Genomic DNA, 20,861 nt, shown 5'->3' with positions numbered 1-20,861 from the left:
CCGCGTCGCGCGGTACGGAGGTGGCCGCTACGCGGGAACAGCCACCCACCACCACCTCCTGCCTGATCACAAGAGCTTGATCAAGAGGGAGCCCCGGTGCGGGCACCCGGGCAGGGAGGCCCCGACGCGGGCGCCCGGCCGGGGAGAGCCCCGGCCGGGCGCCTGCTCCTGCCTGTGCGGCCCGCGTCGCATGGTCAGGCGACCGTCCAGGTGTCGCTGCCGTGCAGCAGGGCGGCGAGGTCACCGGCGCCCTGCTCGGTGGTGGCGCGGGTCAGCTGCTCGGCCATCAGGGTGTCGTAGACCGGGCGGTGGACGTCACGCAGGACGCCGATCGGGGTGTGGTGCAGGGTGTCGGCGTCGGCGAGGCGGGTCAGCGCGAAGGCGGTGGCGGGGCTGGGCCGGTGGGCGTCGTGCACCAGCAGCTGTGCCTCGTTGGCCTCGGTGACGTGGTCGACGTACAGGTCGCCGTCCGGGCCGCGGAAGACCCCGCGGTCGGCGCCGAACCGGACGGGGCGGCCCTGTTCGAGCCGCACCAGCGCCTCGTCCCGGGTGGCCGGCTCCTTGAGGACCTCGAAGGCGCCGTCGTTGAAGATGTTGCAGTTCTGGTAGATCTCCACCAGTGCCGTGCCCTCGTGCTCGGCCGCGGCCCGCAGCACCGACTGCAGGTGCTGGCGGTCGGAGTCGATGGTGCGGGCGACGAAGGTGGCCTCGGCGCCGACCGCCAGCGACAGCGGGTTGAACGGCGCGTCGAGCGAGCCCATCGGCGTCGACTTGGTGATCTTCCCCAGCTCGCTGGTCGGCGAGTACTGGCCCTTGGTGAGCCCGTAGATCCGGTTGTTGAAGAGCAGGATCTTGAGGTTGACGTTCCGCCGCAGGGCGTGGATCAGGTGGTTGCCGCCGATCGACAGCGCGTCGCCGTCACCGGTGACCACCCACACCGACAGGTCGGGGCGGGAGGCGGCCAGGCCGGTGGCAATCGCCGGGGCGCGGCCGTGGATGGAGTGCATCCCGTAGGTGTTCATGTAGTACGGGAAGCGGGAGGAGCAGCCGATCCCGGAGATGAAGACGGTGTTCTCCCGGCGGATGCCGAGCTCCGGCATGAAGGCCTGGACGGCGGCGAGGATCGCGTAGTCACCGCAGCCCGGGCACCAGCGGACCTCCTGGTCGGTCTTGAAGTCCTTGGCGCTCTGGGGGGATTCGGCCTTCGGGACCAGGTGCAGGGAGCGGAAGGCTTCGGTCACTGCCCATCTCCTTCGAGTGTGCCGATCGTGGTCGACAGGACGTCGGCGAGCTGGGCGGCCTTGAACGGCAGTCCGCGGACCTGGTTGTAGGACTGGGCGTCGACCAGGTACTTGGCCCGCAGCAGCAGGGCGAGCTGCCCGAGGTTCATCTCCGGCACGATGACCCGCTCGTAGGAGGCGAGCACCGCGCCGAGGTTGGCCGGGAACGGGTTGAGGTTGCGCAGGTGGGCCTGGGCGATCCGGTGGCCGTCGGCGCGCAGGCGGCGCACCGCGGCGGTGATCGGCCCGTACGTGGAGCCCCAGCCGAGCACCAGGAGGCGGGCGTCGCCGGTCAGGTCGTCGACCTCCAGGTCGGGCACGGTGACGCCGTCGATCTTGGCCTGCCGGGTGCGGACCATGAAGTCGTGGTTGGCCGGGTCGTAGGAGATGTTGCCGGTGCCGTCCTGCTTCTCGATCCCGCCGATCCGGTGCTCCAGGCCGGCCGTGCCGGGCACCGCCCAGGGCCGGGCCAGGGTCTGCGGGTCGCGCTTGTACGGCCAGAAGCCGCCGTCCTCGCGGTTCGGCCCGGTGGCGAAGTCCGGTTCGATCGTGGGGAGTTCGTCGGTCTCGGGGATCCGCCAGGGCTCGGATCCGTTGGCCAGGTAGCCGTCCGAGAGCAGCATCACCGGGGTGCGGTAGGTGATCGCGATCCGGGCCGCCTCCAGGGCGGCGTCGAAGCACTCGGCGGGGGTGGCGGGGGCGACGATCGGCACCGGCGCCTCGCCGTTGCGGCCGAACATCGCCTGCAGCAGGTCGGCCTGCTCGGTCTTGGTCGGCAGGCCGGTGGATGGGCCGCCGCGCTGGATGTCGACCACCAGCAGCGGCAGTTCGAGCGAGACCGCGAGGCCGATCGTCTCCGACTTCAGGGCCACGCCGGGCCCCGAGGTGGTGGTGACGCCGAGCGCCCCGCCGAACGCCGCCCCGAGCGCGGCGCCGATCCCGGCGATCTCGTCCTCGGCCTGGAAGGTGCGCACCCCGAAGTTCTTGTGCCGGCTCAGTTCGTGCAGGATGTCCGAGGCCGGGGTGATCGGGTACGAGCCGAGGAACAGCGGCAGCCCGGAGCGGCGGGACGCGGCGATCAGGCCGTAGGACAGCGCGAGGTTCCCGGAGATGTTGCGGTAGGTGCCGGCGGGCAGCCGGGCCGGCGGGATCTCGTACGAGACGGCGAAGTCCTCGGTGGTCTCGCCGAAGTTCCAACCCGCCCGGAAGGCCGTGATGTTGGCCTCGGCGATGGCGGGTTTCTTGGCGAACTTCCGGCGCAGGAAGGTTTCGGTGCCGTGGGTGGGGCGGTGGTACATCCAGGACAGCAGGCCGAGGGCGAACATGTTCTTCGCCCGCTCGGCGTCCTTGCGGGCCAGACCGCTGTCCTTGAGGGCCTCCAGGGTGAGCGTGGTCAGCGGCACCCGGTGCAGGCGGTAGGCGTCCAGCGAGCCGTCGCCCAGCGGGTCGGCGGCATAACCGACCTTCGCCAGTGCCCGCTTGGTGAACTCGTCGGTGTCGACAATGATCTCCGCGCCGCGCGGCAGATCGGCAAGGTTGGCTTTCAGGGCAGCCGGGTTCATCGCGACCAGCACGTTCGGCGCGTCGCCCGGGGTCAGAATGTCATGATCGGCAAAGTGCAACTGGAAACTGGAGACACCGGGGAGCGTCCCGGCGGGTGCCCGGATCTCGGCCGGGAAGTTGGGCAGCGTCGACAGATCGTTGCCGAACGCCGCTGTCTCCGAGGTGAAACGGTCACCGGTGAGCTGCATACCGTCGCCGGAGTCACCCGCGAAGCGGATGATCACACGATCCAGGCGCCGGATGGGCTTGCCGGGTCTTCCACTCGTACCGGACCGGGCGGCGGACTCGGGTCCGCCCTCCCCGTCCGAGCCGTCCACTGCTGCTGACTGATCGACCTGACTGGTCACTGCCGCGGACCTCCTCGTGGCGCCAGCCGCGGGCGTGAGCCGTGTGCCCCGTCCGCCTGGTGCACCAGTCGCATCCTAAGCGGGTCGGGCCCGGCTGGAGGGGAACTCGGAGTCTTGGACCATCCCGTCTCGCCCGGATGCCGCGTACGCCGTTCGTACGCTGTTCGTACAAGAGTCGGCGGGCCGCGGCGAACCGCAGGTCAGGTGCGGGTCAAGGGCGGGTCAGGGGTGGGTGAGGGTCGGACCGGGGGCGCAGCGGCCGGGTTCAGGAGTTCAGATAGGTCAGCACGGCCAGGACCCGGCGGTGGTCGGCGGGGCTCTGCGCCAGGCCCAGCTTGAGGAAGATGTTGGAGACGTGCTTCTCCACCGCGCCGTCCGAGACCACCAGCTGCCGGGCGATCGCGGTGTTGGTCCGGCCCTCCGCCATCAGGCCCATCACCTCCCGCTCACGCGGGGTCAGCCCCGCCAGCACATCGCCCTTGCGGCTGCGGCTGAGCAGCTGCTGCACCACCTCCGGGTCCAGCGCCGTACCGCCCTCCGCGACCCGCACCACCGCGTCCACGAACTCCCGGACCTCGGCCACCCGGTCCTTCAGCAGGTACCCGATCCCGCGGGTGGAACCCGCCAGCAGCTCCGCCGCGTAGCGCTCCTCCACGTACTGCGACAGCACCAGCACCCCGACCGCCGGGTACAGGCCGCGGAGCGTCACACAGGCGCGCACGCCCTCGTCGGTGTGGGTCGGGGGCATCCGGACGTCCGCGACCACGACGTCCGGAAGCTCGCCGGCGGCGGCCAGCTCGTGGACCGTCTTCAGGAGTGCCTCGCCGTCGCCGACCCCCGCCACCACCTGCAGACCGCGGTCGGTGAGCAGCCGGGTCAGGCCCTCCCGCAGGAGTACGGAGTCCTCGGCGATGACGACGCGCAGCATGGGAGTGCCCTTCCGGAGCTACAGAGGCTTGCTACTGAGGCTTGATCAGTCGGCCTCAGTCTCCCCCATCCGGCGGTACCCCGGCCCCGGAAGTCCGGGACGGCCGCCCGCGGCGCGGGACAACCGCCCGGGCGCGGCCGTCCTCACATGGTGCGGATGGCGACCGTGTCGCAGAGCTCCTGGAGCGCGGCCTTGGCCGGGCAGTCGGGGAGCGGGTCGAGCAGCGCGCGGGCCTCCTCGGCGTAGCGCAGCGTCTCGCGGCGGGCCCGCTCCAGCGCCGGGTGGCGGCGCAGCAGCCGCAGCGCCTCGGCGTGCAGCTCGTCGTCGGCGGCGAGGTCGGTGTCGAGGAGCTCCCGCAGGCGGGTGTCCTCGGGGTCGGACGGGTCGGCCGGCATCTGGCGCAGCAGCAGCACCGGCAGGGTGGGGACGCCCTCGCGGAGGTCCGTGCCGGGGGTCTTGCCGGACTCGTGGCCGTCGCTGGCGATGTCGAGGACGTCGTCGGCGAGCTGGAAGGCGGTGCCGATCCGCTCGCCGTACTGGGCGAGGATGTCGACCATCCAGCGCTCGGCGCCGGACATCAGGGCGCCGAAGCGGCAGGAGACGGCGACCAGCGAGCCGGTCTTGCCGGCGATGACGTCCAGGTAGTGCTGGAGCTCGTCGTCGCCGGGGCGGGGGCCCGCGGTCTCCAGGATCTGGCCGGTGACCAGCCGTTCGAAGGCGTCGGACTGGATCCGGACGGCCTCCGGGCCGAGGTCGGCGAGGACCTGGGAGGCCCGGGAGAAGAGGAAGTCGCCGGTCAGGATGGCGACGGAGTTGTCCCAGCGGGAGTTGGCGCTGGGGGCGCCGCGCCGGACGGGGGCCTCGTCCATCACGTCGTCGTGGTAGAGCGTGGCGAGGTGGGTGAGCTCGACCACTACGGCGGCGGGGACCACCCCGGGGGCGTACGGGTCGCCGAAGCGGGCGGCGAGCATGACCAGCAGCGGGCGGAAACGCTTGCCGCCGGCCTCGATCAGGTGGCTCGCGGTGATCGTGATGAACGGGACCTCGCTCTTGACGGCCTCGACCAGCGAGGTCTCCACGGCGTCCATCCCGGCCCGGACGTCGCGGGTCAGATCGCGGTCCTGCACGCTCAGCCCGAAGGGCCCCACGACGGTCACGAAGACCACTCCTGTCCCTGGTCGATCAAGCGGGCCGGTCCCTGATCCCCGCCGTTGCACGTACAAGGCAGCGTATCCGGTCGCGAGTGGATCACTGCACGGGCGTGCCCGCCAGGGGCCCTCGACGCTCGGTCGAGGCCCCCGACGGGCGGGCGGGGTCGTGCGCGTCCTAGCGGACGAAGACCGAGGCCTTCGAGGCCAGGTCGAGGAAGTACTGCGGCAGCAGGCCGAGGCCGAGGGTGACCAGGACGCCGACGCCGATCGCGGTGGCGGTGAGCGGGCTGGGCACGGTGACCGCGGGGCCGTTGGGCTGCGGGTCGGAGAAGAACATCAGCACGATGACCCGGATGTAGAAGAACGCCGCGATCGCCGAGCTGAGCACACCGACGATCACCAGCGGGGTCGCCCCGCCGGCCGCCGCGGCCTGGAAGACCGCGAACTTCCCGGTGAAGCCGCTGGTCAGCGGAATGCCCGCGAAGGCCAGCAGGAACAGCGCGAAGACCGCCGCCACCAGCGGGGAGCGCCGGCCCAGGCCCGCCCAGCTGGACAGGTGGGTGGCCTCCCCCTTGGAGTCCCGGACCAGGGTCACCACGGCGAAGGCGCCGAGGGTGACGAAGGAGTAGGCCAGCAGGTAGAAGAGGACCGCGGCGAGACCCTGCCGGCTGGTGGCGATCAGGCCGGTGAGGATGAAGCCGGCGTGGGCGATCGAGGAGTACGCCAGCAGGCGCTTGACGTCCTGCTGGGTCACCGCCAGGACCGCGCCGACCACCATGGTGAGAATCGCCACACCCCACATGACGGGCCGCCAGTCCCAGCGCAGGCCGGGGAAGGCCACGTAGAACAGCCGCAGGAAGGCGCCGAAGGCCGCGGTCTTGGTGGCCGCCGCCATGAAGCCGGTGACCGGCGTGGGCGCGCCCTGGTAGACGTCCGGGGTCCAGGAGTGGAACGGCACCGCGCCGACCTTGAACAGCAGGCCGACCGAGACCATCGCCAGGCCGATCAGCAGCAGCGCGTCGTTCTGGGTGGTGGTGGCGAGCGCCGGGGTGACCGGGGCGACGCCGGAGACCACGTCCGCGATGTCGCCGAGCTGGACGCTGCCCGCGTAGCCGTACAGCAGCGCGGTGCCGAACAGGAAGAACGCCGAGGCGAAGGCGCCGAGCAGGAAGTACTTGACCGCCGCCTCCTGGGAGAGCAGCCGCCGCCGGCGGGCGAGCGCGCACAGCAGGTACAGCGGGAGGGAGAAGACCTCCAGCGCGACGAACATGGTCAGCAGGTCGTTGGCGGCCGGGAAGAGCAGCATGCCGCCGACCGCGAACAGGGTGAGCGGGAAGACCTCGGAGGTCCGCAGGCCCGCCCGGGTCGCCTCGCGCTCCTGCTCGCCGCCGGCGACGGCGGCTGCCTGGGCGGCGAAGGCGTCCACCGTGTTGCCGTTGAGGCGCGGCTCCAGCCGGCCCTCGGCGAAGGTGAGGACCGCCAGCACCGCGGTGAGCAGGATGACGCCCTGGAGGAACAGCGCCGGGCCGTCGATCGCCACCGCGCCCATCGCCAGCAGGCCGGCCTTGGTGGTGCCGTGGCCCTGGGCGGCGAGCACGACCACGGCGGCGAAGGCGCCGCCGAGGCCGAGCAGCGCGATCACCAGCTGGGCGGTGTGGCGCATCCGGCGCGGCAGGAACGCCTCGGCCAGGATGCCGGCCAGCGCGGCGCCGAAGACCACCAGCATCGGCGACAGCTGGCCGTACTCGATGTGCGGGGCCGGGATGCTCGGGCTGTTGCCGCCCGCGGCGGCGAGCCAACCGGTCATTTCTGCTCACCTCCGGTGGTGGCGGCGACCGGGTGGGCCGGTGCCGGGTCGGTCTGGTGGACCTGCGAAAGGGTGGCGTCCACCGCCGGGTTGACGATGTCGGTGAGCGGCTTGGGGTACACGCCGAGCAGGATGGTCAGCGCCACCAGCGGGGTGACCACGGCGAGTTCGCGCAGCTTCAGGTCGGGCAGGTGGCGCACGCCCTCCTTGACCGGGCCGGTCATGGTGCGCTGGTAGAGCACCAGGGCGTACAGCGCGGCCAGCACGATGCCGAAGGTGGCGATGATCCCGACCACCGGGTAGCGGGTGAAGGTGCCCACCAGGACCAGGAACTCACTGACGAACGGCGCCAGCCCCGGCAGCGACAGGGTGGCCAGACCGCCGATCAGGAAGGTGCCGGCCAGCACCGGGGCGACCTTCTGCACCCCGCCGTAGTCCGCGATCAGGCGCGAGCCGCGGCGGGAGATCAGGAAGCCGGCCACCAGCATCCAGGCGGCGGTGGAGATGCCGTGGTTGACCATGTAGAGGGTGGCGCCGCTCTGGCCCTGGCTGGTCATCGCGAAGATGCCCATGATGATGAAGCCGAAGTGCGAGATGGAGGCGTACGCGACCAGCCGCTTGATGTCCTTCTGCCCGACGGCCAGCAGCGCGCCGTAGACGATGGAGACCAGCGAGAGCACCAGGATCGCCGGGGCGAAGGTCTTCGAGGCGTCGGGGAACAGGCCGAGGCAGAACCGCAGCATCGCGAAGGTGCCGACCTTGTCGACCACCGCCGTGATCAGTACGGCGGTGCCGGCGGTGGCCTCGCCCATCGCGTTCGGCAGCCAGGTGTGCAGCGGCCACAGCGGGGCCTTGACCGCGAAGGCGAAGAAGAAGCCGAGGAACAGCGCCTTCTGCGCGACCGGGTCGATCACCAGCTTGCCGTCGGCGATGGCGCCGGTCAGCGTCGGCAGGTCGAAGGTGGCGAAGCCCTGGTTCTGCCCGATCACGTACAGGCCGATCACGGCGGCCAGCATCACCAGGCCGCCGAGCAGGTTGTACAGCAGGAACTTCACCGCGGCGTAGGAGCGCTGGGCGGCCGAGTCGGCGCCGCCCGCGCGGTCGCCGAAACCGCCGATCAGGAAGTACATCGGGATCAGCATGGCTTCGAAGAACACGTAGAACACGAAGACGTCGGTGGCCAGGAAGGAGACGATCACCATCGCCTCCACCGCCAGGATCAGGGCGAAGAACCCCTGGGTACGGCGGCGGTTCTCGAACGTCCCCTCGGGCGCGGGCGCCGGATCGGCGTCGTGCCAGGAGGCGAGCAGCACCAGCGGCACCAGGACCGCGGTGAGCAGGGTCAGCGCCACGCCGATGCCGTCGACGCCGAGCGAGAAGCTGATGCCGAAGGAGCGGATCCAGCTGTACGACTCGGTCAGCTGGTACCGCGCCCCGCCCGGCTCGAACCTGACGGCCACCAGGGCGGCGAGCGCCAGGGTGGCGGCCGAGACGGCGACCGCGACGGTCTTGGTGGTCCGGCGGCGCGCATCGGTGGTCCCGGCCGGCAGCGCGGCGGTGAGCACGGCACCGGCGGCGGGAACGGCACAGGTGGCGGTCAGCAGGTAGCTCACGGCCGGCCTCCCGGGTACCAATCAGGAGTCATCACACTGACCTCATCAGGAGAGTGGTGGCGACCAGCACCAGCGTGCCGCCGAACATGGAGAGCGCGTACGAGCGGACGAACCCGGTCTGCATCCGCCGCAGCCGGCCCGAGAGACCGCCGATGGTGGCGGCCAGGCCGTTGACGAAGCCGTCCACCGCCTTGCTGTCGAAGAAGACCAGCGAGGCGACCAGGCCGGTGCCCGGCCGGACCAGCACCGCGTGGTTGATCTCGTCCTGCATCAGGTCGCGCCTGGCGGCCCTGGTGAGCAGCGAGCCCTTCGGGGCCTCGACCGGGACCGGCGAGCGGCCGTACATGGCGTACGAGATCGCGACGCCGACCACCATCAGGGCGGTGGTGATCAGGGTGACGGTGAGCGGGGTGAGCGGGGAGTCGCCCTCGGCGTGGCCGGTGACCGGCTCCAGCCAGTTGACGAAGGAGTCGCCGTAGACGAACAGGCCGCCGGCGAAGACCGAGCCGAAGGCCAGCACGATCATCGGCAGGGTCATGGTGGACGGCGACTCGTGCGGGTGCGGCTGGTGGCCCTCGGCGTCGGGCTGCCAGCGCTTCTCGCCGAAGAAGGTCATCAGCATCACCCGGGTCATGTAAAACGCGGTGACGGCGGCGCCGATCAGGGCGCAGGTGCCGAGGATCCAGCCCTCGGTGCCGCCCTTGGCGAAAGCCGCCTCGATGATCTTGTCCTTGGAGAAGAAGCCGGACAGGCCGGGGAAGCCGATGATCGCCAGGTAGCCGAGGCCGAAGGTGACGAAGGTGATCGGCATGTACTTGCGCAGTCCGCCGAAGTGACGCATGTCCACCTCGTCGTTCATGCCGTGCATGACCGACCCGGCGCCGAGGAAGAGCCCGGCCTTGAAGAAGCCGTGGGTCACCAGGTGCATGATGGCGAAGGCGTAGCCGATCGGGCCGAGGCCGGCCGCCAGGATCATGTAGCCGATCTGCGACATGGTCGAGCCGGCCAGCGCCTTCTTGATGTCGTCCTTGGCGCAACCGACGATCGCACCGTAGAGCAGGGTGACCGTGCCGACCACCACCACGACCAGCTGGGCGTCGGGTGCCAGGTTGAAGATGGCCGAGGAGCGGGTGATCAGGTAGACGCCGGCGGTGACCATGGTGGCGGCGTGGATCAGGGCCGAGACCGGGGTCGGGCCCTCCATCGCGTCACCGAGCCAGGACTGCAGCGGCACCTGGGCCGACTTGCCGCAGGCGGCGAGCAGCAGCATCAGGCCGATCGCGGTCAGCCGGCTCTCGCCGGCGTCACCGGCGGCGCCGAAGACCGGGCCGAAGGTGAAGCTGCCGAAGGTGGTGAACATCAGCATGATCGCGATGGAGAGTCCGATGTCGCCGACCCGGTTGACCAGGAAGGCCTTCTTGGCCGCGGTCGCCGCGCTGGGCTTGTGCTGCCAGAAGCCGATCAGCAGGTACGAGGCCAGGCCCACGCCCTCCCAGCCGACGTACAGCAGCAGGTAGTTGTCGGCCAGCACCAGCAGCAGCATGGCCGCCAGGAACAGGTTGAGGTAGCCGAAGAAGCGCCGGCGGCGCTCGTCGTGCGCCATGTAGCCCACCGAGTACAGGTGGATCAGGGTGCCGACGCCGGAGATCAGCAGCACGAAGACGATGGACAGCTGGTCGAGCTGGAAGGCGACGTCGGCCTGGAAGCCGTTCACCGGGATCCAGCTGTACAGCGTCTCGTGCAGGGTCCGGTCGTCGCCGGGACGGCCGAGCAGGTCGGCGAAGAGCGCGAGGCCGAAGCCGAAGGACGTGGCCGCGAGCAGCGTGGCCAGCCAGTGGCCGAAGCGGTCGAGGCGGCGCCCGCCGAGCAGCAGCAGGGCAGCACCGGCCAGCGGGGCCGCCACGAGCAGCGGAATGAGAGAGTTCACCGAAGGCCCTCCGCCTACAGCTTCATCAGGTTGCTGTCATCGACCGAAGCCGAGTGCCTGGTCCGGAAGATGGACACGATGATCGCCAGTCCGACCACGACCTCGGCCGCGGCGACCACCATGGTGAAGAACGCGATGATCTGGCCGTCCAGGTTGCCGTGCAGCCGGGAGAAGGTGACCAGGGCCAGGTTCGAGGCGTTGAGCATCAGCTCGACGCACATGAACAGCACGATCGCGTTCCGCCGGACCAGCACCCCGGAGGCGCCGATGGTGAACAACAGGGCGGCGAGGTAGAGGTAGTTGACGGGGTTCACTCCGTCTCCTCCTTCACGTCGGTGGCCGGCGCGGGCTTGGTGGGTACGGTCTCCAGCTCCCGGCGCGGGCCGGTGACCGGCGGCCGGGCGGAGGACGGGCGGCCCAGCCGGTCGGCGGTGCTCTCCTCCAGCTCGGCCATCCGCTCCAGCATCTGCCGGCTGACGTCGCGGATCTGGCCGCGCTCGCGCAGGGTGCCCATCACCGAGTCCTCGGCGATGGTGCCGTCCGGCAGCAGGCCCGGGATGTCGACCGCGTTGTGCCGGGCGTACACGCCGGGGGCGGGCATCGGCGGTACCTGGATGTTGTCCCGGACCCGCTGGGCGGCCAGCTCGCGCTGGGTGGCGGCGGCCCGGACCCGCTCGCGGTGGGTCAGCACCATGGCGCCGACGGCGGCGGTGATCAGCAGTGCGCCGGTGACCTCGAAGGCCCAGACGTACTTGGTGAAGATCAGCCGGGCCAGGCCCTGGACGTTGCCCTCGGCGTTGGCCTCGGTCAGGCCGGTGAAGTGGTCGAGCTTCGCGTTGGCGATGCCGGCGATCAGCAGTACCCCGAAGCCGAGGCCGCAGACCACCGCGGCCACCCGCTGGCCCTTGAGCTGCTCCTTGAGGGAGTCGGCCGAGGTGACGCCGACCAGCATCACCACGAACAGGAAGAGCATCATGATCGCGCCGGTGTAGACGACGATCTGCACCACGCCCAGGAACACGGCGCCCTGCGCCAGGTAACAGACCGCCAGCGCCAGCATGGTGGCGGCCAGGCAGAGCGCGCTGTGCACCGCCTTCTTCATCAGCAGCATGCCCAGCGCGCCGCCGACGGCGATCACGGCGAGGACCCAGAACTGGACGGCCTCTCCGGTGGAGGTCATGACTGCACCTCCTTGTCGCGGCTCTCGCGGTCGGTGCGCTCCTGCTGGACGGTGCCGGGCGCGGCCGCGGTGATCTCGCCGCGGTAGTAGGCGCCCTCGTCGGCACCGGGGAAGATCGAGTGCGGCGAGTCGACCATCCCCTCGGTCAGCCCGACCAGCAGCTGCTCCTTGGTGAAGATCAGGTCGGCCCGGGAGGAGTCGGCCAGTTCGTACTCGTTGGTCATGGTCAGCGCGCGGGTCGGGCAGGCCTCGATGCACAGCCCGCACAGGATGCAGCGGGCGTAGTTGATCTGGTAGACCGCGCCGTAGCGCTCACCGGGCGAGTAGCGCTCCTCCTCGGTGTTGTCGGCGCCCTCCACGTAGATGGCGTCGGCCGGGCAGGCCCAGGCGCAGAGCTCGCAGCCGACGCACTTCTCCAGGCCGTCCGGGTGCCGGTTGAGCTGGTGGCGGCCGTGGAAGCGCGGGGCGGTGGGCTTCTTCTGCTCCGGGTACTGCTCGGTCAGCCGCTTCTTGAACATGGCCTGGAAGGTCACGCCGAAGCCGGCTGCCGGGCCGAGGATCGACGGCTTGTCAGCACTCTTGTCCGACATCTCGGTTCAGCTCCCTTCGGAATGGTCGGCGCCGTTGAGGGCGTCCTGGAGTTGCGGGGCGCGGCTGCGGCGGCGGGGCACCGGCGGGAGTTCCTGGCCGGGCAGCGGGGGTACCGGGTAGCCGCCCGCCATCGGGTCGAACTCCGCGGGGCCTGCGCCGGCCGCGGGCTCGGGTTCGGGCTTTCGCCGGATCACGTCCCGGACCAGGGCGAGCAGCAGCAGCACCGCGATCGGCGCGCCGACGTACAGCACGACCTTGCCGAAGTCGTCGCCCTCGTTGCGCAGGGCCCGGACGCTGGCGACCATCACCAGCCAGACCAGCGAGACCGGGATCAGGACCTTCCAGCCCAGCTTCATGAACTGGTCGTAGCGCAGCCGGGGCAGGGTGCCGCGCAGCCAGATGAAGAAGAACAGCAGCAGCTGGATCTTGATGGTGATCCACAGCAGCGGCCACCAGCCGTGGTTGGCCCCCTCCCAGAAGGTGGAGATCGGCCAGGGGGCCCGCCAGCCGCCCAGGAACAGGGTGGAGGCGACCGCCGAGACGGTGACCATGTTGACGTACTCGGCCAGCATGAACATCGCGAACTTCAGCGAGGAGTACTCGGTGTTGAAGCCGCCGACCAGCTCGCCCTCGGCCTCCGGGAGGTCGAACGGCGCCCGGTTGGTCTCGCCGACCATCGCGATGATGTAGACGATGAAGGAGACCGGCAGCAGCACCGCGAACCAGGTCGGCTGCTGCGAGGCGACGATCTCCGAGGTGGACATCGACCCCGAGTAGATGAACACCGCCGCGAAGGACAGGCCCATCGCGATCTCGTACGAGATCATCTGCGCGGCCGAGCGCACCCCGCCGAGCAGCGGGTAGGTGGAGCCGGAGGACCAGCCGGCCAGCACGATGCCGTAGATGCCGATCGAGGCGGTCGCCAGGATGTAGAGCAGGGCGATCGGCAGGTCGGTGAGCTGCATCGGGGTCCGGGTCCCGAAGATCGAGATCTCGTCGCCGGCCGGGCCGAAGGGGATCACCGCGAAGGCCATGAAGGCGGGGATGGCGCTGACGATCGGGGCCAGGATGTAGACCGCCTTGTCGGCGCCCTTCACCACCAGGTCCTCCTTGAGCGCCAGTTTGACGCCGTCGGCCAGCGACTGCAGCAGCCCCCAGGGACCGTGCCGGTTGGGCCCGATCCGCAGCTGCATCCAGGCGACGACCTTGCGCTCCCAGACGATCGCGATCAACACCGTCAGGACCAGGAAGGCGAAGACGAAGACCGCCTTCAGCAGCACCAGCCACCAGGGGTCGCGGCCGAAGAAGCCCAGGGTCTCGTAGGCGGCAAGCATCATTCCTCCTCGGCCGGGGCGACGGTGACCAGGTGGCCGACGGTGGTGCCGAGGGCGCGGTGCGCGCCGCCCGGGGTGGAGTTGAGCGGCAGCCAGACCGTGCGGTCCGGGATCCCGTCGGTCAGCTCCAGCGGCAGGACCAGGGATCCGGCCGGGCCGGTCACCTGGACCGCCCGCTCGGCGCCGATCTCCTTGGCGGTCACCGGCGACAGCCGGGCGACCGCCCGGTGCCGGGTGCCGGCCAGGTGGGTGTCGCCGTCCTGCAGCGAGCCGTTGTCCAGCAGCAGGCGGTGGCCGGCGAGGACGGCCTGGCCGGCCGCCGGGCGCGGCAGCGGGGCGGGCGCCACCGCCGGGGCGGGGGTGCGGTCGCCCTGCCACGGGGTGAAACGGTCCAGCTCCAGCCGGGCCGCGCGGACGTCCGGCAGGCCCAGCGGGCGGCCGAGCGCGTCGGCCAGCATGGTCAGCACCCGGACGTCCGAGTCCAGTTGGCGCCGCATCAGCTGGTCCGGCTTGAGGGCCGGCTCGAACATCCGGACCCGGCCCTCCCAGTCCAGGAAGGAGCCGGCCTTCTCGGCCACCGCGGCCACCGGCAGCACCACGTCGGCGTGGGCGGTGACGGCGGACGGCCGCAGCTCCAGCGACAGCACGAAGCCGGCCCGGGTCAGCGCCTCCTCGGCCAGCGCCGGGTCGGCCAGGTCCTCCAGGCCCACCCCGCCGAGCACCAGCGCGGTCAGGTCGCCCTGGACGGTCGCCGCCAGGATCTGGTCGGTGTCCCGGCCGGGCCGGGCCGGCAGGTCGGCGACGCCCCAGAAGCGGGCCGCCTCGGCGCGCGCGGACGGGACCGCGACCGCCCGTCCGCCGGGCAGCAGCCCAGGCAGCGTGCCGGCCTCGACGGCGCCGCGCTCCCCCGCCCGGCGCGGCACCCAGGCCAGCCGGGCACCGGTGACGGCGGCGAGGTTCAGTGCGGCGGTCAGCGCGCCGGGCACGGTGGCGAGCCGCTCGCCGACCAGGATCACGGCGCCGGGGGCGCGCAGCTGGTCGGCCGCGCGGCCGGCGTCGTCGGCGAGCACCTCGTCGCCGGCCAGTGCGGTCAGCCACTCGGCCTCGGTGCCGGGGGCGGCCGGCAGCAGCGCGCCGCGCAGCTTGCCGAGGCCCCGGGTGGCGTGCGACGCGATGGCGTACACCTTGAGGCCGGCCGCCCGGTTGGCCTTGCGCAGCCGCAGGAAGACGATCGGCGCCTCCTCCTCGGGCTCCAGCCCGGCCAGCAGTACCGCGGGCGCCGCCTCCAGGTCCCGGTAGGAGACCGCGTCACCGTCCAGGTCCACCCCGCGGCCGGCGACCGCGGCGGCCAGGAAGTCCGCCTCCTCGCCGCTGTGCGGGCGGGAGCGGAAGTCCACGTCGTTGGTGCCCAGCACCACGCGGGCGAACTTGCCGTAGGCGTACGCGTCCTCGACGGTCACCCGGCCGCCGGTGAGCACCCCGGCGCGGGCGCCGCGCAGGCCCTCGGCGGCGACGGCCAGCGCCTCGGACCAGGAGGCTGGGACGAGTTCACCGCTCTCGTCGCGGACCAGCGGGGTGGTCAGCCGGTCGCGCTGCTGCGCGTAGCGGAAGGCGAACCGGCCCTTGTCGCAGTTCCACTCCTCGTTGATCTCCGGCTCGTTGCCGGCCAGCCGGCGCAGCACCTTGCCGCGCCGGTGGTCGGTGCGCTGGCCGCAGCCGGCCGAGCAGTGCTCGCACACGCTGGGCGAGGAGACCAGGTCGAACGGGCGGGAGCGGAACCGGTAGGCGGCCGAGGTGAGGGCGCCGACCGGGCAGATCTGGATGGTGTTGCCGGAGAAGTACGACTCGAAGTCGTCGCCCTCGCCGGTGCCGACCTGCTGGAGGGCGCCGCGCTCGACCAGGTCGATGAACGGGTCCCCGGCGATCTCCTGGGAGAAGCGGGTGCAGCGGGCGCACAGCACGCAGCGCTCGCGGTCCAGCAGCACCTGGGTGGAGATCGGCACCGGCTTCTCGTAAGTCCGCTTCATGCCCTCGAACCGGGAGTCGGCGGCGCCGGTGGACATCGCCTGGTTCTGCAGCGGGCACTCGCCGCCCTTGTCGCAGACCGGGCAGTCCAGCGGGTGGTTGATCAGCAGCAGCTCCATCACGCCGCGCTGGGCCTTCTCCGCGACCGGCGAGCTGACCTGGGTGCGCACCACCATGCCCTCGGCGACCGGGATGGTGCAGGAGGCGACCGGCTTGCGCTGGCCCTCGACCTCCACGATGCACTGCCGGCAGGCCCCGGCGGGGGCGAGCAGCGGGTGGTCGCAGAAGCGCGGGATCTGGGTGCCGATCTGTTCGGCGGCGCGGATCACCAGGGTCCCCTTGGGGACCTGGACCTCGACGCCGTCGATGGTGAGCGTGACCAGCTCCACCTGGGTGGAGGGCTCAGTGATCGTCACGCGTGCACCTCCCTCTCGGTGGCGGACTCGTGGGCGGTCGACCGGCCGGCCCACACCGTGGCGGCGGCCGGGTCGAAGGGGCAGCGGCGCTCGGCGAGGTGCTGCTCGTACTCGGCGCGGAAGTGCTGGAGCGAGGAGACGATCGGGCTGGCGGCGCCGTCGCCCAGCGCGCAGAAGGACTTGCCGTTGATGTTGTCGGCGATGTCGAGCAGCTTCTCCAGGTCGCCCTCGACGCCCTGGCCGGCCTCGATCCGCTTGAGCAGCTGGACCAGCCAGTAGGTGCCCTCGCGGCAGGGGGTGCACTTGCCGCACGACTCGTGGGCGTAGAACTCGGTCCACCGGGTGACGGCCCGCACCACGCAGGTGGTCTCGTCGAAGATCTGCAGGGCCTTGGTGCCGAGCATCGAGCCGGCCGCGCCGACGCCCTCGTAGTCGAGCGGGACGTCGAGGTGCTCGTCGGTGAACATCGGGGTGGAGGAGCCGCCCGGGGTCCAGAACTTCAGCCGGTGGCCGGCCCGGATGCCGCCGCTGATGTCCAGCAGCTGGCGCAGCGTGACGCCGAGCGGGGCCTCGTACTGGCCGGGGTTGGTGACGTGGCCGGAGAGCGAGTAGAGCGTGAAGCCGGGCGACTTCTCGGTGCCCAGCGACTTGAACCACTCCTTGCCGCGGGTCAGGATCGGCGGCACCGAGGCGATCGACTCGACGTTGTTGACCACGGTCGGGCAGGCGTACAGGCCCGCGATGGCCGGGAACGGCGGCCGCAGCCGGGGTTGGCCGCGGCGGCCCTCCAGCGAGTCCAGCAGCGCCGTCTCCTCGCCGCAGATGTACGCCCCGGCGCCGGCGTGCACGGTGATGTCGAGGTCGATGCCGGAGCCGAGGATGTCCTTGCCGAGGTAGCCGGCCTCGTAGGCCTCGGCGACCGCCGCGTGCAGCCGGCGCAGCACCGGGACGACCTCGCCGCGCAGGTAGATGAAGGCGTGGTCGCAGCGGATCGCGTAGGACGCGATGATCATGCCTTCGATCAGGCTGTGCGGGTTGGCGAAGAGCAGCGGGATGTCCTTGCAGGTGCCCGGCTCGGACTCGTCGGCGTTGACCACCAGGTAGTGCGGCTTGCCGTCGTTCTGCGGGATGAACTGCCACTTCATGCCGGTCGGGAAGCCGGCGCCGCCGCGGCCGCGCAGGCCGGAGTCCTTGACCAGGGCGATCAGGTCGTCGGGGGCCATGTCGAGGGCGGCCCGCAGGCCCTGGTACCCGTCGTGGCGCAGGTAGGTGTCCAGGGTCCAGGGGCGGTCGTCGTCCCAGGAGGCGGAGAGGACCGGTGAGAGGAGCTTCTCGGCCGGCTCTGCGGAGGTCATCACGCTTCCGTCCCTTCGTGCCGCGGGGAGACCACCTTGGTGCCCGGGGCGCCGGGCAGCGCCTCGCCCTTGGACAGCCGCAGGCCGGCCATCGAGGGGGTGCCGCCGGCGCCGGAGGCGTCGACCGCGCCGGGGCGCTCGTCGGGGAAGCCGGCCAGGATCCGGGAGGTCTCCTTGAACGAGCAGAGCCGGGCGCCGCGGGTGGGCTGCGGGTCGTGGCCGGCCCGCAGGTCGTCGACCAGCTGCTTGGCGCTCTCGGGGGTCTGGTTGTCGAAGAACTCCCAGTTGACCATCACCACGGGGGCGTAGTCGCAGGCCGCGTTGCACTCGATGTGCTCGATCGAGATCTCGCCGTCGGCGGTGGTCTCGTTGTTCTTGACGCCCAGGTGGTCCTGGAGTTCGGCGAAGATCTGGTCGCCGCCGAGGACCGCGCACAGGGTGTTGGTGCAGACGCCCACGTGGTACTTCCCGGCGGGCCTGCGGCGGTACATGGTGTAGAAGGTCGCGACCGCGGTGACCTCGGCGGTGGTGAGCTCCAGCTGTTCGGCGCAGAAGCGGATCCCGGTCGGGCTGACGAAGCCCTCCTCGGCCTGCACCAGGTGCAGCAGCGGCAGCAGCGCGGAGCGGGCCACCGGGTAGCGGCCGATCAGCTCGCGGGCGTCCGCGGCGAGGCGCTCGTGCACCTCGGCCGGGTACGGCTTGGCCGGCAGTGCCGGCAGCCCGAGTTCGACGTTGGTCACCGGTCCACTCCTCCCATCACCGGGTCGATCCCGGCCACCGCGACGATCACGTCGGCGACCTGGCCGCCCTCGCACATCGCCGCCATCGTCTGCAGGTTGGTGAAGGACGGGTCCCGGAAGTGGACCCGGTAGGGCCTGGTCCCGCCGTCGCTGACCACGTGCACCCCGAGCTCGCCCTTGGGCGACTCGACCGCCGTGTAGGCCTGGCCGACCGGGACCCGGAAGCCCTCGGTGACCAGCTTGAAGTGGTGGATCAGGGCCTCCATCGAGGTGCCCATGATCTTGCGGATGTGGTCGAGCGAGTTGCCCATCCCGTCCGGGCCGACGGCCAGCTGGGCCGGCCAGGCGATCTTCTTGTCGGCCACCATGACCGGGCCGGGCTTCAGCCGGTCCAGGCACTGCTCGGCGATCCGCAGCGACTGGCGCATCTCCTCCAGCCGGATCAGGAACCGGCCGTAGGAGTCGGCGGTGTCGGCGACCGCGACCTCGAAGTCGTAGTCCTGGTACCCGCAGTACGGGTCGGACTTGCGCAGGTCGTGCGGCAGGCCGGTGGCGCGCAGGATCGGGCCGGTGGCGCCGAGCGCCAGGCAGCCGGCCAGGTCCAGGTGGCCGACGTCGACCAGCCGGGCCTTGAACACCGGGTTGTCGGTGGCCAGTTTGTCGTACTCGTGCATCCGCGAGCGGAGCAGCTTGATGCCCTCGCGGACCTGGTCGACGGCGCCGGGCGGGAGGTCCTGGGCCAGGCCGCCGGGGCGGACGTAGGCGTGGTTCATCCGCAGGCCGGTGACCAGCTCGAAGATGTCGAGGATGACCTCGCGGTCCCGGAACCCGTAGATCATCAGGGTGGTGGAGCCGATCTCCATGCCGCCGGTGGCGAGTGCCACCAGGTGCGAGGAGATCCGGTTGAGCTCCATCATCAGCACCCGGATCACGGTGGCCCGGTCCGGGACCTGCTCGGTGATGCCGAGCAGCTTCTCCACGGCCAGGCAGTACGCGGTCTCGTTGAACAGCGGGGTCAGGTAGTCCATGCGGGTCACGAAGGTGGTGCCCTGGACCCAGTTGCGGAACTCCATGTTCTTCTCGATGCCGGTGTGCAGGTAGCCGATGCCGCAGCGGGCCTCGGTCACCGTCTCGCCGTCGATCTCCAGGATCAGCCGCAGCACGCCGTGGGTGGACGGGTGCTGGGGGCCCATGTTGACGATGATCCGCTCGTCGTCGGCGCGGCCGACGGCGTCGACCACCTCGCCCCAGTCGCCGCCGGTGACGGTGAACACCCGTCCCTCGGTGGTCTCGCGCGCCCCTGCTTCGAAGTCTGTGGTCATCAGCTGTACGACCTCCGCTGGTCGGGCGCCGGGATCTGGGCGCCCTTGTACTCGACGGGGATGCCGCCGAGCGGGTAGTCCTTGCGCTGCGGGTGGCCCAGCCAGTCGTCCGGCATCATGATCCGGGTGAGCGCGGGGTGGCCCTCGAAGACCAGGCCGAAGAAGTCGTAGGTCTCGCGCTCGTGCCAGTCGTTGGTCGGGTAGACGCTGACCACGGAGGGGATCCGCGGGTCGGCGTCGGGTGCGGTGACCTCCAGCCGCAGCTGCCGGCCGTGGGTGATCGACCGCAGGTGGTACACCGCGTGCAGCTCGCGGCCCTGGTCGCTCGGGTAGTGCACGCCGCTCACGCCGAGGCAGAGTTCGTAGCGCAGCGCCGGGTCGTCGCGCAGGATCCGTACGGTGCGCAGCAGGTGCGCGCGGTCGATGTGGAAGGTGAGTTCGCCGCGGTCGACCACGGTCTTCTCGATCACCTCGGCCGGGTCGAGCCCCTGCTCCTCCAGCGCGCCCTCCAGCTCGTCGGCGACCTCGTCGAAGTCGTGGCCGTACGGGCGCGCGCTGGCCGGCGGCAGCACGATCGGCGCGCTGAGGCCGCCAAAGCCGGAGGTGTCGCCGGTGCCGTGGGCGCCGAACATGCCCTGGCGGCGGCCGACCACCTCGACCGGCAGCTCGGTGCGGTGCGGTTCCTCGCGGGTGGCGGGGACGGTGGCGTCGTCGTCGCTCATCGCAGCAGCCCCCGCATCTCGCTGACCGGGGTGGCCTGCAGGGCGAACCGCTCGGCCTCCTCCTCGGCGCGGCGCTTGTTGACCCCGAGCTTCTCGTGCTGGATCTTGTCGTGCAGCTTGATGATCGCGTCGAGCAGCATCTCCGGCCGCGGCGGGCAGCCCGGCAGGTAGATGTCCACGGGCACGATGTGGTCGACGCCCTGGACGATCGCGTAGTTGTTGAACATGCCGCCGGAGGAGGCGCAGACGCCCATCGAGATGACCCACTTGGGGTTCGGCATCTGGTCGTACACCTGGCGCAGCACCGGGGCCATCTTCTGGCTCACCCGCCCTGCCACGATCATCAGATCGGCCTGCCGCGGCGAGCCGCGGAAGACCTCCATGCCGAACCGGGCCAGGTCGTAGCGGCCCGCGCCGGTGGTCATCATCTCGATCGCGCAGCAGGCGAGTCCGAAGGTGGCGGGGAAGACAGACGCCTTCCGCACCCACCCGGCGGCGGCCTCCACGCTGGTGAGCAGAAAGCCGCTCGGCAGCTTCTCCTCGATTCCCATCAGTTCCCT

The 20,861-nt window shown here is 71.2% G+C and carries 17 protein-coding genes; all 17 read right to left on the bottom strand.

From position 1 onward, the window contains the following. Positions 1-194 precede the first annotated feature (194 nt). The 17 genes from AB0D08_RS09670 to AB0D08_RS09590 all read right to left on the bottom strand — a co-directional run bounded on the left by AB0D08_RS09670 (position 195) and on the right by AB0D08_RS09590 (position 20,852). Complete coding sequence (locus tag AB0D08_RS09670; protein ID WP_033822561.1) at positions 195-1,241, bottom strand: 2-oxoacid:ferredoxin oxidoreductase subunit beta; 1,047 nt, start codon at positions 1,239-1,241, stop codon at positions 195-197. Beyond that, positions 1,238-3,190, bottom strand: a complete 1,953-nt coding sequence (locus AB0D08_RS09665; protein WP_359887331.1) for a 2-oxoacid:acceptor oxidoreductase subunit alpha — start codon at positions 3,188-3,190, stop codon at positions 1,238-1,240. The genes AB0D08_RS09670 and AB0D08_RS09665 overlap by 4 nt, the downstream gene beginning before the upstream one ends. A 265-nt stretch (positions 3,191-3,455) precedes the next feature. Then, positions 3,456-4,118, bottom strand: a complete 663-nt coding sequence (locus tag AB0D08_RS09660) for a response regulator transcription factor (protein WP_082526821.1) — start codon at positions 4,116-4,118, stop codon at positions 3,456-3,458. A gap of 143 nt (positions 4,119-4,261) precedes the next feature. Continuing rightward, positions 4,262-5,275 carry a polyprenyl synthetase family protein gene (locus AB0D08_RS09655; protein ID WP_033822563.1) on the bottom strand — a complete coding sequence of 338 codons (1,014 nt, stop codon included), beginning with the start codon at positions 5,273-5,275 and terminating at the stop codon, positions 4,262-4,264. 169 nt (positions 5,276-5,444) lie between these two features. Continuing rightward, entirely contained in the window at positions 5,445-7,076 is a 1,632-nt protein-coding gene (nuoN, locus tag AB0D08_RS09650; RefSeq protein WP_033822564.1) for an NADH-quinone oxidoreductase subunit NuoN, read from the bottom strand. Then, positions 7,073-8,689: an NADH-quinone oxidoreductase subunit M gene (locus AB0D08_RS09645; RefSeq protein WP_359887326.1), complete on the bottom strand. Its 1,617-nt coding sequence runs from the start codon at positions 8,687-8,689 to the stop codon at positions 7,073-7,075. The genes nuoN and AB0D08_RS09645 overlap by 4 nt, the downstream gene beginning before the upstream one ends. A gap of 31 nt (positions 8,690-8,720) precedes the next feature. After that, positions 8,721-10,616, bottom strand: coding sequence for an NADH-quinone oxidoreductase subunit L (gene nuoL, locus AB0D08_RS09640; RefSeq protein WP_033822566.1), 1,896 nt, complete (start codon positions 10,614-10,616; stop codon positions 8,721-8,723). Between the two features lie 14 nt (positions 10,617-10,630). After that, positions 10,631-10,930, bottom strand: coding sequence for an NADH-quinone oxidoreductase subunit NuoK (nuoK, locus tag AB0D08_RS09635; protein ID WP_014137607.1), 300 nt, complete (start codon positions 10,928-10,930; stop codon positions 10,631-10,633). Next, positions 10,927-11,796, bottom strand: a complete 870-nt coding sequence (locus tag AB0D08_RS09630) for an NADH-quinone oxidoreductase subunit J (RefSeq protein ID WP_051813311.1) — start codon at positions 11,794-11,796, stop codon at positions 10,927-10,929. The genes nuoK and AB0D08_RS09630 overlap by 4 nt, the downstream gene beginning before the upstream one ends. Continuing rightward, positions 11,793-12,386, bottom strand: a complete 594-nt coding sequence (nuoI, locus tag AB0D08_RS09625; protein ID WP_359887322.1) for an NADH-quinone oxidoreductase subunit NuoI — start codon at positions 12,384-12,386, stop codon at positions 11,793-11,795. Before nuoI ends, AB0D08_RS09630 begins: the two co-directional genes overlap by 4 nt. A gap of 6 nt (positions 12,387-12,392) precedes the next feature. Beyond that, positions 12,393-13,724: an NADH-quinone oxidoreductase subunit NuoH gene (gene nuoH, locus AB0D08_RS09620; RefSeq protein WP_033822568.1), complete on the bottom strand. Its 1,332-nt coding sequence runs from the start codon at positions 13,722-13,724 to the stop codon at positions 12,393-12,395. Next, complete coding sequence (locus AB0D08_RS09615; protein ID WP_359887319.1) at positions 13,721-16,162, bottom strand: NADH-quinone oxidoreductase subunit G; 2,442 nt, start codon at positions 16,160-16,162, stop codon at positions 13,721-13,723. The genes nuoH and AB0D08_RS09615 overlap by 4 nt, the downstream gene beginning before the upstream one ends. After that, positions 16,159-17,517, bottom strand: coding sequence for an NADH-quinone oxidoreductase subunit NuoF (gene nuoF, locus AB0D08_RS09610; RefSeq protein ID WP_033822571.1), 1,359 nt, complete (start codon positions 17,515-17,517; stop codon positions 16,159-16,161). Before nuoF ends, AB0D08_RS09615 begins: the two co-directional genes overlap by 4 nt. Beyond that, positions 17,517-18,257 carry an NADH-quinone oxidoreductase subunit NuoE gene (nuoE, locus tag AB0D08_RS09605; RefSeq protein WP_033822572.1) on the bottom strand — a complete coding sequence of 247 codons (741 nt, stop codon included), beginning with the start codon at positions 18,255-18,257 and terminating at the stop codon, positions 17,517-17,519. Before nuoE ends, nuoF begins: the two co-directional genes overlap by 1 nt. After that, a complete protein-coding gene (locus AB0D08_RS09600) occupies positions 18,254-19,579 on the bottom strand; it encodes an NADH-quinone oxidoreductase subunit D (protein ID WP_033822573.1) in 1,326 nt (441 codons plus the stop codon). The genes nuoE and AB0D08_RS09600 overlap by 4 nt, the downstream gene beginning before the upstream one ends. Beyond that, the gene (locus tag AB0D08_RS09595) at positions 19,579-20,301 is read right to left on the bottom strand and encodes an NADH-quinone oxidoreductase subunit C (protein ID WP_033822574.1); all 723 of its coding nucleotides are present in this window, start codon (positions 20,299-20,301) and stop codon (positions 19,579-19,581) included. Before AB0D08_RS09595 ends, AB0D08_RS09600 begins: the two co-directional genes overlap by 1 nt. Then, complete coding sequence (locus AB0D08_RS09590; RefSeq protein ID WP_359887315.1) at positions 20,298-20,852, bottom strand: NADH-quinone oxidoreductase subunit B family protein; 555 nt, start codon at positions 20,850-20,852, stop codon at positions 20,298-20,300. Before AB0D08_RS09590 ends, AB0D08_RS09595 begins: the two co-directional genes overlap by 4 nt. Positions 20,853-20,861 lie beyond the last annotated feature (9 nt).

The sequence above is a fragment of the Kitasatospora sp. NPDC048540 genome, from assembly GCF_040651175.1.
Lineage (GTDB): Bacteria > Actinomycetota > Actinomycetes > Streptomycetales > Streptomycetaceae > Kitasatospora.
Note: the sequence above shows the minus strand (reverse complement) of the source record. Positions and strands in the feature narration are given on the sequence as shown.

Coding starts and splice junctions, on each gene's coding strand:
- AB0D08_RS09595 (WP_033822574.1), bottom strand. CDS start 20,301: ATGAGCGACGACGACGCCACCGTCCCCGCCACCCGCGAGGAACCGCAC.
- AB0D08_RS09630 (WP_051813311.1), bottom strand. CDS start 11,796: ATGACCTCCACCGGAGAGGCCGTCCAGTTCTGGGTCCTCGCCGTGATC.
- AB0D08_RS09600 (WP_033822573.1), bottom strand. CDS start 19,579: ATGACCACAGACTTCGAAGCAGGGGCGCGCGAGACCACCGAGGGACGG.
- nuoH (WP_033822568.1), bottom strand. CDS start 13,724: ATGATGCTTGCCGCCTACGAGACCCTGGGCTTCTTCGGCCGCGACCCC.
- nuoN (WP_033822564.1), bottom strand. CDS start 7,076: ATGACCGGTTGGCTCGCCGCCGCGGGCGGCAACAGCCCGAGCATCCCG.
- nuoI (WP_359887322.1), bottom strand. CDS start 12,386: ATGTCGGACAAGAGTGCTGACAAGCCGTCGATCCTCGGCCCGGCAGCC.
- nuoF (WP_033822571.1), bottom strand. CDS start 17,517: ATGACCTCCGCAGAGCCGGCCGAGAAGCTCCTCTCACCGGTCCTCTCC.
- AB0D08_RS09660 (WP_082526821.1), bottom strand. CDS start 4,118: ATGCTGCGCGTCGTCATCGCCGAGGACTCCGTACTCCTGCGGGAGGGC.
- AB0D08_RS09590 (WP_359887315.1), bottom strand. CDS start 20,852: ATGGGAATCGAGGAGAAGCTGCCGAGCGGCTTTCTGCTCACCAGCGTG.